A 12257-nucleotide genomic window follows, 5' to 3' on the forward strand; every position below is an offset into this window, starting at 1 on the left:
GATGACCGATCGCGCAGTGCGCACCCTTGTCCTCGGAGGCGTGCGCTCGGGTAAGTCCGCGCACGGCGAGTCCCTGCTCGGCGAGCACCGGCAGATCCGATACCTGGCCACCGGCCCGCTCACGTCCTCCGACGGCGACTGGATGGACCGCGTGCGGATCCACCGCGAACGCCGCGACGCCCGGTACACGACGATCGAGACGACCGACCTCGGGCACGCCCTGCGCTCCGCACCGGACATCCCGGCCCTCGTCGACGATCTGGGCAACTGGCTCACCGCGCAGATCGACGCCGTCCACGGTTGGACCTCGGGGTCGGAGATCGATCTCGACGGTCCGATCGACGACCTCTGCGACGCGTTGGGCGCCATGACCGCCGATGTGGTGGTCATCAGCCCGGAAGCCGGGCTCTCGCTCGTACCTCCCACCCCCGCCGGACGGGTCTTCCAGGACCTGCTCGGCACCCTCAACGCCCGGGTGGCGCAGGTGTGCGAGCGTGTCGACCTCGTCGTCGCCGGGCGGGTCCTCAACCTTCCCGCCACGCCGGGATCGCCGATCACCCGGACGACAACCGGCAGTGCGGATTCGGCGTCGGACACTCCGCTGCCCTCGGCGACGTCCTCCGATCACGACGAGCCTGCTCCGAAGACGTCGGTCGCCACCGCGACCCCCACGCCCGACTCCTCCGCGCCCGACTCCTCCGCGCCCGAACCGATTGCGGGCGTGGGATTCTCCACGGGCCCCCGGCCCGACCCCACCGATGCCGAGGTGTTCGCGCCGATCACGCCGCCGGACGAGGCGATCGCCCAGGACGCCCGCAAGCGGCAGGCGACCCTCACCAAGCCACCGGGGTCGCTGGGCCGCGTCGAGGAGATCGGCGTCTGGATCGCCGCCTGCCAGGGCCAGTGCCCGCCCGCACCTCTCACCTCCCCCACCGTCGTCGTCTTCGCCGGCGACCACGGCGTCGCCCGCGGTGGGGTCTCGGCGTTCCCGCCCGAGGTGACCGCACAGATGGTCGCCAACATCTCCGCGGGCGGCGCGGCGGTGAACGTCATGGCGGGCCGCGTCGGCGCGACGGTGAAGGTCGTCGACATGTCCGTCGACGCCGACACCGCTCCGGAGCTGTCGCGGTACAAGGTCCGGCGCAGCAGCGACGACCTGCGCACCACCGACGCGATCACTCTCGCCGAGGCGCGCGAGGCACTCGCCGCCGGCCGCGCCATCGCCGACGACCTCGTCGACTCGGGCACCGATCTGCTGATCGCCGGCGAGATGGGTATCGGCAACACCACCCCGGCCACCGTCCTCATCGGCGCGCTGACCCGGCGCGAACCGGTCGAGATCGTCGGCCGGGGAACCGGCGTCGACGACGCCGGGTGGATGCGCAAGACCGCCGCGATCCGCGACGGTATGCGCCGCGCGCGCAAGGTGATCCACGACCCGCTCGCGTTGCTCGCCGCCGTCGGCGGGGCCGACCTGGCCGCCACCGTCGGTTTCCTCGCCCAGGCGGCCCTGCGCCGGACGCCGGTCATCCTCGACGGCGTGGTGATCACCGCTGCGGCGATGGTCGCCAACGAGCTCGCGCCGGGGGCGATGCGCTGGTGGATCGCCGGTCACCGGTCGGTCGAACCCGCCCACCAGATCGCCCTCGAGCACCTCGACCTGGTTCCGGTTCTCGATCTCTCGATGCGGCTCGGCGAGGGCAGCGGAGCCGTCCTGGCCCTGCCGATCGTGCAGTCGGCCGCCGATCTGCTCGTGTCCATGGCCACCTTCGACGAGGCCGGGGTGACCGACAACAGCACCCCAGATGGGGACCCCGCAGACGGGACCATCGCCGCCGACGCCGAGACATCCTGACGCCGAACGGATTCGCCGTGATTCCGCCGACCCGGGCGCTCCGTACCGCGTTCAGTTGGATGACGATCGCGCCCGTCGGAGGTCACGAGGCGTCAGCCGCGCCGGATCGATCGCTGGGGGCGGCGGTGATGGCGTCGGTCCCGGTGGTGGGCGCGGTACTGGGTGCCGGATCGGCGATCGCGGCCCTCGGACTCTCGCACACCGGACTCCCGACGCTGCTGATCGGTGTTCTCGTCGTCGTCCTGCTCGCCACGCTGACCCGTGGCATGCATCTCGACGGGCTCGCCGACACCGCCGACGGACTCGGGTGTTACGGCGCGCCCGAACGCGTCACCGAGGTGATGCGCAGCGGCACCGTCGGACCGTTCGGCGTGGCGACGCTGGTCTTGGTCCTGGCGGTGCAGTCGACCGGATTCGCCGCACTGGCCGATGAGTCCCGATGGTACGACCTCGCGTTCGCCATCGCGCTCGGCCGGCTCGGCGCGGTCATCGGCACCCGGCGATCACTGGATCCGGCCCACCGCAACGGCTTCGGCGCGCTCGTCGCGGGCACCCAGCACACCTCCATCGCGGTCTGGCTGCTTGTCGCGCTCATCGCGACCGTCCCACTCGGATTGTCTGCCAACGGATTCGACGGCGGCCACCTCGAGGTGGCCGCCGTCGTCCGGGGATTTGCGGTCGTGCTCGGCGTCGCGGCCGTGGCCTGGTGGTTCACCCGGCACTGCGCGCGGCGGATGGGCGGGATGACCGGCGACGTGCTGGGCGCGACCATCGAACTCGGGGTCGCACTCGCCGTCGTCGGCCTCTTGCTCTGACCGCGGCGCCGGTCAGCGGCGGTAGAGCTCGGTCATCCAGCCGTGGGTGTCGGCGAACGTCCCGCGCTGGATGCCGGTGAGGGTGTCCCGCAACGCCTGGGTCACCTCGCCGGTCTCGCCGTTGTTGATGGTGTAGTCCTCGCCCTCACCCTTGACCCGGCCGACCGGGGTGATGACGGCGGCGGTGCCGCAGGCGAACACCTCGGTGATGTCGCCCGACGCCACGCCCTTGCGCAGCTCCTCGGTGGTGATCTTGCGTTCCTCGACCTCGAAGCCGGCATCGGTGGCCAGCGTCAGCAACGACGAACGGGTGATCCCCGGCAGCAGCGACCCGGACAGTTCGGGGGTCACCAGGCGGGCGTCGGCACCGGAGCCGAACACGAAGAACAGGTTCATGCCGCCCATCTCCTCGATGAACCGGCGCTCGATCGCGTCGAGCCACACGACCTGGTCGCACCCCTGCTCGGTCGCCTGCCGTTGCGCGAGGAACGCGGCGGCATAATTGCCACCGCACTTGGCGAACCCGGTACCGCCCGGTGCTGCGCGAACGTATTCGGTGGAGAGCCAGACGCTCACCGGCTTGATGCCGCCGGCGAAGTAGGCGCCGGCCGGCGACGCGATGACCGAGTAGATGTACTTCGTGGACGGGGCGTTCACGCCGAGACTCGCCTGCGAGGCGAACATGAACGGGCGCAGATACAGCGACTCCTCGCCGCCGGCGGCAGGCACCCACTCGTTGTCCGCATCCAGCAGTGCCTTGAGGGAGGCGATGAAATCCTCGACCGGCAGTGCCGGCATGGCGAGTCGTTCGGCACTGCGCTGCAGCCGGGCCGCGTTGGCCTCGGGCCGGAACGCGGCAATCGAACCGTCGGGCTGGCGATAGGCCTTCAGCCCCTCGAACACCTCTTGGCCGTAGTGCAGAACCGTGGCCGCCGGGTCCAGCGCGATCGGACCGTACGGCTTCACCGTGGCGCTGTGCCAACCCACCTCGGCGTCGTAGTCGATCATCACCATGTTGTCGGTGAAATGGCGCCCGAATCCCGGGGCGGACAGGATCTCCGCGCGCCGGCCCTCAGACACCGGATGCGGGTGCTCGGTACGGTTGAACTCCAAGGTCATGGCGCCATCGTACCGCCGGGTCCAAAAGCATTTCCGCGCCCGGTGGGGTCACCCCCGGGCCCCGGTGCGGCCCCATGCGAGTGCTCGCAGGTCACACGTGCGACGGCACGAACGGCGGGATCACGACCTCACACGTCAGGTCGCGGCCGCGGACATCGACGACGACCTCGTCACCCTTGCGCACCCCCGACGCCGTGTCCAGCAGCGCGAGTGCGATGCCCTGTTTGAGCGTGGGCGAGAACGTGCCCGACGTACAGGTCCCGATCGCCGCTCCGCCCGCTGCGTCGCCTGCCTGCCGAACCGCGCAGCCGGCCCGCGGGACTCCGCGTCCGGTCGCCCGCAACCCGTAAAGGCGACGCGCCGGCCCAGCCTCTTTCTCGGCCAGCAGGGCGTCGCGCCCGAAGAACGACGGCTTGTCCCAACCGACCGCCCAGCTCGACCGCGCCTGCACCGGCGAGATGTCCGGGCCGAGTTCGTGTCCGTGCAGCGCGTAGCCCATCTCGGTGCGCAGGGTGTCCCGCGCACCCAGGCCGGCGGGCAACCCGCCGGCCGCGGTGATCGCCTCGAGCAGGGCGTCGAAGACCGCACCGGCGTCGTCCCAGCGCGGCACGATCTCGTAACCCCGTTCGCCGGTGTATCCGGTCCGGCAGACCCGCACGCGAGCCGTCCCGCCCGCCGTCGGGAGCTCGGCGTCGCCGAAGGCCATGTACTCCATGTCGGCGGGGAGTCCGAGTCCGGTCAGGATGTCGGGAGACCTCGGCCCCTGCACCGCCAGGACGGCCAGGTCACGATGCTGGTCGATGATCGAAATGCCTTCCGGCGCAACCGCTTGCAGTCGGGCCACGACGTCCGCGGTGTTCGCCGCGTTGGGCACCAGGAAGACCTCGTCGTCACCGACGAGATAGGCGATCAGGTCATCGACGACACCGCCGGACTCATTGCAGCACAACGTGTACTGCGCCTTGCCGGGCACGATCTTGCCGAGGTCGTTGGTGAGCGTCGAGTTGACGAACGCCGCCGCGCCCGCCCCGGACACCAGCGCCTTGCCGAGGTGACTGACGTCGAAGATGCCCACGTTGTCCCGCACCGCGGCGTGCTCGGCCACCGTGCCCGAGTACGACACCGGCATGTTCCATCCGCCGAACTCGGCGAAGGTGGCCCCCAGTGCGGCGTGACGGTCGGCGATCGGCCCGGCGAGGAGTTCACTCATGCCGTCCACGCTATCGGGCGACCCGCGCCGCCGGGCGCACCCGTGGCGGCACGCCCGGCGGGATGGGCGTTCGCGGCAGCCCGCCGCGGCGCCGCTGTGGCAGAGTTGAGCGGGTGAGCAAGAACGACACCGTCGACCGCGCACGCGGCCCCGAACTCGAACTGTCCACCTCGATCGGCAAGGGTGATTCCGCCCTGGTCATCGGCCTGATCAGCGCGTCGTCGTCCGACGGCGATGCCGACGGCCCCGGCGCCGAGCCGACCCTCGCCATCGGTGACGGCATCCTCGACGACGCTCAGGCCGCCGCCATCAGCGCCGCCCTCACGGCACTCGGGGCCACCGGCTCGCACGGCGAGGTCACCCGGACCGCGGCTCCGGAGTCCCTGCCGGTCGGTGTCGTCGTCGCGGTCGGTCTCGGCGACGCCGACAACCTCGACGACGCCGACCAGGTCCGGCAGGCCGCCGGGATCGTCGCGCGCGAGCTCGACGGGCACGAGTCGGTGGCCACCACGCTCGCCGCGATCGATCTTCTCGCCGCGGCCGAAGGGCTGTTCCTCGGCGCGTACCGGTTCGACGAGTTCCGCTCGTCCAGTTCGAAGCCGAAGAAGACTCCGCCGCAACGCATCACACTGCTCGTCGAATCGAAGTCCAAGGAGGCCAAGGCCGGCCTGGAGCGGGCGGTCGCGATCGCCGACTCCGTCGCCATCGCCCGTGACTTCGTCAACACCCCGCCGAGTCACCTCTATCCCGAGGAGTTCGCGGCCCGCGCCCGCACGCTCGGGAGCAAGGCCGGGCTCAAGGTCGAGATCCTCGACGACAAGCAGCTCGAGGCGCAGGGCTACGGAGGGATCATCGGCGTCGGCAAGGGTTCCTCGCGACTGCCGCGCCTCGTCCGGCTGACCCACACCGCGAAGAAGTCCCCCACGACGGTCGCTCTCGTCGGCAAGGGCATCACCTTCGACACCGGCGGCATCTCCATCAAGCCCGCCGCGAACATGGACGCGATGACCTCGGACATGGGCGGCGCCGCCGCCGTCATCGCCGCGACCATCCTGGCCGCCCGCCTCGACATCGACGTCACGGTCACCGCGACCGTGCCGATGGCCGAGAACATGCCCTCGTCGACCGCCCAGCGCCCCGGCGACGTGCTCACCCAGTACGGCGGACGCACGGTCGAGGTCCTCAACACCGACGCCGAGGGCCGTCTCATCCTCGCCGATGCGATCGTGCGGGCCTGCGAGGACGATCCCGACTACCTCATCGACACCGCAACGCTGACCGGTGCGCAGATGGTGGCGCTCGGCACCCGCACACCCGGCGTCATGGGTACCGACGAGTTCCGCGACCGCGTTGCGGCCCGCTCGGCTGATGTCGGCGAGAACGCCTGGGCCATGCCGCTGCCCGCGGAACTCCGCGCCGACCTGAAGTCCCGCGTCGCGGACCTGGCGAACGTGACCCCGCACCGCTGGGGCGGGATGCTCGCCGCCGGCATCTTCCTGAAGGAGTTCGTACCGGAGGATGTGCAGTGGGCCCACATCGACATCGCCGGACCCGCCTTCAACACCGGCAGCCCGTGGGGTTACACCACGAAAGGCGGTACGGGCGTACCCGTCCGGACCATCGCCGCGGTGCTCGAGGACATCGCTGCGAACGGCTGAGAAGACAGCCGACCGACAGCCGCCGACACCCGCGTGCCGCACCGATGAGAATCGTTACCGACGAGTACGAGCCGAACCGAGTCGGCGGCGCACCGTGCGGGTAGGGTTGGCCGCGGGGATGAGCGGCTGATCCGCCACTCATCTGCGCGGTCGTCGTACCGCCCCCGACCCCGTGCCCACGGCGCACACACCATTGGGCATCACCTACAGACCACCACGTCGAGTTCAGGAGTTCACAACGATGGCCTTCTCCGTCCAGATGCCCGCCCTTGGTGAAAGTGTCACCGAGGGGACAGTCACCCGGTGGCTGAAGGAGGAGGGCGACACCGTCGAGGCCGACGAGCCCTTGCTCGAGGTGTCGACCGACAAGGTGGACACCGAGATCCCGGCGCCCACTTCGGGTGTGCTGACCAAGATCATCGCGCAGGAGGACGACGTCGTCGAGGTCGGCGGCGACCTCGCCCTGATCGGTGACGCCGACGAGGCCGACTCCGGTTCCGACGACTCCGGTTCCGACGACTCCGGTTCGGAGTCCGCCGGAGGCGACGAGCCCACCGAGGCTGCCCCCGAGCCCGAGCCCGAGCAGGCGGCCGAGGAGCCCTCCACCGAGGAGGACGCCCCCGCCGAGAAGCCCACGGCCGACACCGGTTCCGGCTCGGCCGAGGGCACCGATGTGCTCATGCCCGAGCTCGGTGAGTCGGTCACCGAGGGCACGGTCACCAACTGGCTGAAGTCCGTGGGCGACGAGGTGGCGGCCGACGAACCGCTGCTCGAGGTCTCGACCGACAAGGTCGACACCGAGATCCCCTCCCCGGTCGCGGGCACGCTCCTCGAGATCCTCGCGCAAGAGGACGACGTGATCGAGGTCGGCGGCAAGCTCGCCGTCATCGGTGACGCGTCGGCGGCTCCGTCGAAGAAGGAGCCCGAGCCGGAACCCGAACCCGAGCAGAAGTCGGAGCCCGAACAGAAGTCTGAGCCCGAACAGAAGCCCGAACCCGAGCAGGCACCCGCTCCCGAGGAGGAGCAGAAGCCGCAGCCCAAGGCCGAGTCCAAGGCCCCCGAGAAGTCCGACCCGCCGACCGTCGAGTCGACGCCGTACGTCACCCCGCTGGTGCGCAAACTGGCCGCGGAGAACAACATCGACCTCAACGCGATCAAGGGCACCGGTGTCGGCGGCCGGATCCGTAAGCAGGACGTGCTCGCGGCGGCCGAGGAGGCCAAGGCGCCCGCTCCCGAGCAGAAGCCCGCGGCGGCTGCTGCTCCGTCGGCACCCGCGGCATCGGCCGGGAAGTCCGCATCGCCGGAGATCCGTCCCGAGCTGGCCGAGCTGCGCGGCACCACCCAGAAGATCAACCGCATCCGGCAGATCACGGCGAAGAAGACCCGCGAGTCCCTGCAGCAGAGCGCCCAGCTGACGCAGGTCTTCGAGGTCGACATGACCCGCATCGCCGGACTGCGCAAGGCCGCCAAGGAGAGCTTCAAGGCGTCCGAGGGCGTCAACCTCACGTTCCTGCCGTTCATCGCGAAGGCCGTCGTCGAGGCGCTGAAGGCGCACCCGAACGTCAACGCGTCGATCGACGAGGACAAGAAGGAGATCACCTACTACGACAAGGTGCATCTGGGGATCGCCGTCGACACCCCGCAGGGTCTGCTGTCGCCGGTCATCCACAACGCGGACGACCTGTCGATCGCCGGCCTCGCCCGGGCCATCGCCGACATCGCGTCGCGCGCTCGGTCCAACGGCCTGAAGCCCGACGAGCTCGCCGGCGGCACCTTCACCATCACCAACATCGGCAGCCAGGGCGCCCTGTTCGACACCCCGATCCTGGTCCCGCCGCAGGCGGCGATGCTCGGTACCGGTGCCATCGTCAAGCGTCCGGTCGTCATCACCGGCGAGGACGGCTCGGAATCGATCGCGGTGCGCTCGATGTCCTACCTGCCGCTGACCTACGATCACCGTCTCATCGACGGCGCCGACGCCGGCCGCTTCCTCACCACGGTGAAGAAGCGTCTCGAAGAGGCTGCCTTCGCCGCGGACCTGGGCCTCTAGCCCGGATTCCCGGAGACGGCACACCGAGGACACGCGATGCGGATCGCCGTCGCAGGGTCACAGGGGCTGATCGGCAACGCCCTGGTCAACTCGCTGCGCGCGGCGGGCCACACGGTCACACGTCTGGTCCGCCGCGAGGCACGCGCCGATGACGAGTTCAGTTGGGATCCCGAGACCATCGGCGTCCCGCCCGAGAGCCTCGACGGCGTCGAGGCGGTGGTGTCACTCGGTGGTGTCGGCGTCGGCAACGGCCGGTGGACCGGCCGGTTCAAACAGGAATTGCGGGACTCGCGGATCACCCCGACCGAGATCCTCGCCGAGGCGGTCCGGGATCTCGGTATCCCGACCTTCGTCAGTGCGAGCGCGACGGGCTACTACGGCGACACCGGTTCACGCCCGGCGACGGAGTCCGACGGTCCGGGCGAGGGTTTTCTCGCCGACCTGGTCGTGGACTGGGAACGCGCGGCAACCGCCAACGCGGGAGACGGCACCCGTCTCGTCCTGCTGCGCACCGCGCCCGTCCTGAGTGCGCAGGGTGGTCTGCTCGGGAAGCTCCGTCCGCTGTTCAAGCTGGGGCTCGGCGGGCCCATCGGCGACGGGAAGCAGTACTTCTCCTGGATCAGCCTCATCGACGAGGTGCGGGCCATCGAGTTCCTCCTCGCCTCCGACGTGTCGGGACCGGTGAACCTGAGCGCACCGGGCGCCGTTCCGTTCGGCGAGTTCGCGTCGGCTCTGGGCCGTGCCGTACACCGTCCGACCGTGCTGCAGGTCCCCGCTTTCGCGGCACGCCGGGTCGGCGGCGAGATGGCCGAGGAAATGATTCTGTTCAGTCAACGCGTTGCACCTGAGGTGCTGACCGATCACGGATTCACCTTCACCCATCCCGGTGTCGACGAGGCCCTGGCCTACGCCACCGGTTCCCGACGCCATGACTGATCGACCGATCCGCGCGAGTACAGATCCGGTCGAGATCCGCCGGCTCGGAGTCCTCGACTATCAGTCGGCCTACGACATGCAGCACGGGCTGGCCACCGACCGCGCGGACGGCATCCTCGACCACGACGTACTGCTGTTGCTGGAACACCCCTCCGTCTACACCGCGGGCAAACGCACCGAGGACTCCGACCGGCCCACGAACGGCGCGCCTGTAGTCGATGTCGACCGCGGCGGTCGGATCACCTGGCACGGCCCGGGGCAGCTCGTCGGCTACCCGATCGTGAAGCTCGCCGAGCCGCTGGACGTCGTCGAGTACGTGCGTCGCCTCGAGGCGGCGCTGATCACGGTCTGCGCTGGGCTCGGCGTATCCACAGGCCGTGTCGACGGCCGATCAGGCGTGTGGATCACCGACGACGCCGGGGAACGCAAACTCGGACAGATCGGTATCCGCGTCGCACGCGGGGTGGCGTTGCACGGCTTCGCGCTCAACGTGGACCCCGACATGTCGGCGTTCGAGGCGATCGTCCCCTGCGGAATCGCCGACGCCGGGGTGACCTCCCTCGCCCGCGAACTGAACCGCCCACTCTCGGTGGAGTCGATGCTCGACGACACCGTCGACGCGGTGTGCTCCGCGCTCGACGCCCCCGACTTCGACCCCACCGCCAACCCGGTGCCTGCCACCACACAGTCCGAAACACCCACTAGTGCAAGCGTAGGATCGATTCAGTGACCGCGTCCCCCCTCACCCCCGGACCCGGTGCCCCCGACGCCACACCCACGGCATCGGCACCCGCACCCCAGACTCCGAGCCCCGCCCCCGAAGGCCGCAAACTCCTGCGCCTCGAGGTGCGCAACGCCCAGACCCCCATCGAACGCAAACCGGAGTGGATCCGGACCCGCGCGACGATGGGCCCGGAGTTCACCGAACTCAAGGGCCTGGTCAAGCGTGAAGGCCTGCACACCGTCTGCGAAGAAGCCGGCTGCCCCAACATCTACGAGTGCTGGGAAGACCGCGAGGCGACCTTCCTCATCGGCGGCGAGCAGTGCACCCGCCGCTGCGACTTCTGCCAGATCGACACCGGCAAGCCGTCGGCCCTCGACCGCGACGAACCCCGTCGTGTCGCCGAGAGCGTGCAGGCGATGGGTCTGCGCTACTCCACCATCACCGGCGTCGCCCGCGACGACCTGCCCGACGAGGGCGCCTGGCTCTATGCCGAGACCGTCCGCGCGATCCACCGCCTCAACCCCGGCACCGGTGTGGAGAACCTGATCCCGGACTTCCACGCCAAGCCCGACCTGCTGGCGGAGGTCTTCGACGCCCGCCCCGAGGTGCTCGCGCACAACCTCGAGACCGTGCCGCGCATCTTCAAGCGCATCCGGCCGGCGTTCCGCTACGAGCGGTCTCTCGAAGTGCTCACCGCTGCACGCGATTTCGGTCTGGTGACGAAATCGAACCTCATCCTGGGCATGGGCGAGACCCCGCAGGAGGTGCAGTCGGCGATCGTGGATCTGCACGAGGCCGGCTGCGACATCCTGACCATCACGCAGTACCTACGGCCCTCGCCGCGGCATCATCCGGTCGAGCGCTGGGTCAAGCCCGAGGAGTTCGTCGACCACTCGGAGTTCGCGCAGGAAGTCGGTTTCGCCGGCGTCATGGCGGGTCCGCTGGTGCGTTCGTCGTACCGGGCCGGGCGTCTGTACGCGCAGGCGATGGCCCACCACGGCCGCGAGATCTCGCCGGCACTGGCCCACCTGGCAGCCGAGGGATCGGCCAGCCAGGAGGCCTCCAGCCTGATGGCCCGCCTCGCCCGCTGACTCCTCGGCGCGCGGACGTAAACTGGGCTCATGGCAAAGGCGCAGGTGAGCAAAGAGGTCAAGGCCGAGAAGAAGAAGGCCCGTAAGGCGGCATCGAAGGAACGGCGCCAACAGCTGTGGCAGGCCTTCCAGATGCAGCGCAAGGAAGACAAACGACTCATCCCCTACATGGTGGGCGTGATCGTCCTGTCGATCGCTGTCTTCACCGCGCTCGGGTTCGTCCTTGGCTCGCCGTGGCTGCTGATCCCGCTCGGCGTGGTGCTGGGCATATTGGGTGCGTTCATCCTGTTCGGCCGCCGGGTCCAGAAGAACGTCTACACCAAGGCCGAGGGACAGCCGGGCGCCGCGGGGTGGGCCCTGGGTAACATGCGCGGGCAGTGGCGGGTCAAGCAGGCCGTCGCCGGGACGTCTCAGCTCGACGCCGTGCACCGCGTCATCGGCAAGCCGGGTGTGATCCTCGTCGGCGAGGGCTCGCCCACGCGCATCAAGTCGCTGCTCGGCCAGGAGAAGAAGAAGGTCGCGCGCGTCGTCGGCGACACCCCGATCTACGAGATCATGGTGGGCAACGACGACGGTCAGATCCCGCTGTCGAAGCTCGAACGGCATCTCAACAAGCTGCCCAGCAACATCGACCGCAAGCGGATGGAGACCCTCGAGGGTCGGCTGTCCGCCCTCGGCAGCAAGGCTCCCGGCCCCGGCATGCCGAAGGGGCCGCTCCCCGCGAACGCCAAGATGCGCAGCATGCAACGGACGGCGCGCCGCCGCGGCTGACGCTTCCGCCCCACCCCGTCGACTGTGC

General features: G+C 69.9%; 10 protein-coding genes. 8 read left to right on the top strand and 2 right to left on the bottom strand.

Annotated features, from left to right (window positions below; translation table 11 throughout):
* The first annotated feature begins 1 nt into the window (after position 1).
* Positions 2-1855 (top strand): nicotinate-nucleotide--dimethylbenzimidazole phosphoribosyltransferase, encoded by a 1854-nt coding sequence (gene cobT / locus BCM27_RS15705; RefSeq protein ID WP_033203927.1) that lies wholly within the window; start codon positions 2-4, stop codon positions 1853-1855.
* A 17-nt stretch (positions 1856-1872) separates the two neighbouring features.
* A complete protein-coding gene (locus BCM27_RS15710; RefSeq protein ID WP_004022925.1) occupies positions 1873-2670 on the top strand; it encodes an adenosylcobinamide-GDP ribazoletransferase in 798 nt (265 codons plus the stop codon).
* Between the two features lie 12 nt (positions 2671-2682).
* On the opposite strand, the gene BCM27_RS15715 is transcribed toward BCM27_RS15710, so the two are convergent.
* Both BCM27_RS15715 and gcvT read right to left on the bottom strand, forming a co-directional pair.
* Complete coding sequence (locus tag BCM27_RS15715; RefSeq protein ID WP_004022926.1) at positions 2683-3789, bottom strand: branched-chain amino acid aminotransferase; 1107 nt, start codon at positions 3787-3789, stop codon at positions 2683-2685.
* 91 nt (positions 3790-3880) lie between these two features.
* Positions 3881-4999, bottom strand: a complete 1119-nt coding sequence (gene gcvT, locus BCM27_RS15720; protein ID WP_004022927.1) for a glycine cleavage system aminomethyltransferase GcvT — start codon at positions 4997-4999, stop codon at positions 3881-3883.
* A gap of 113 nt (positions 5000-5112) precedes the next feature.
* On the opposite strand from gcvT, the gene BCM27_RS15725 reads away from it, so the two are divergent.
* The 6 genes from BCM27_RS15725 (at position 5113) to BCM27_RS15750 (ending at position 12229) form a co-directional block, all read left to right on the top strand.
* Positions 5113-6657: a leucyl aminopeptidase gene (locus tag BCM27_RS15725; protein WP_033203929.1), complete on the top strand. Its 1545-nt coding sequence runs from the start codon at positions 5113-5115 to the stop codon at positions 6655-6657.
* Between the two features lie 241 nt (positions 6658-6898).
* Complete coding sequence (gene sucB / locus BCM27_RS15730; protein WP_004022929.1) at positions 6899-8707, top strand: 2-oxoglutarate dehydrogenase, E2 component, dihydrolipoamide succinyltransferase; 1809 nt, start codon at positions 6899-6901, stop codon at positions 8705-8707.
* A gap of 36 nt (positions 8708-8743) precedes the next feature.
* Positions 8744-9643 (top strand): TIGR01777 family oxidoreductase, encoded by a 900-nt coding sequence (locus BCM27_RS15735; protein ID WP_004022930.1) that lies wholly within the window; start codon positions 8744-8746, stop codon positions 9641-9643.
* On the top strand, positions 9636-10373 hold the full coding sequence (gene lipB, locus BCM27_RS15740) for a lipoyl(octanoyl) transferase LipB (protein WP_004022931.1): 738 nt from the start codon (positions 9636-9638) through the stop codon (positions 10371-10373). The genes BCM27_RS15735 and lipB overlap by 8 nt, the downstream gene beginning before the upstream one ends.
* Positions 10370-11458, top strand: a complete 1089-nt coding sequence (gene lipA, locus BCM27_RS15745) for a lipoyl synthase (protein ID WP_004022932.1) — start codon at positions 10370-10372, stop codon at positions 11456-11458. The genes lipB and lipA overlap by 4 nt, the downstream gene beginning before the upstream one ends.
* 30 nt (positions 11459-11488) lie before the next feature.
* Positions 11489-12229, top strand: a complete 741-nt coding sequence (locus tag BCM27_RS15750) for a DUF4191 domain-containing protein (RefSeq protein WP_004022933.1) — start codon at positions 11489-11491, stop codon at positions 12227-12229.
* Positions 12230-12257: the final 28 nt, after the last annotated feature.

It is taken from the genome of Gordonia terrae (assembly GCF_001698225.1).
In the GTDB taxonomy this organism is placed as follows: domain Bacteria; phylum Actinomycetota; class Actinomycetes; order Mycobacteriales; family Mycobacteriaceae; genus Gordonia; species Gordonia terrae.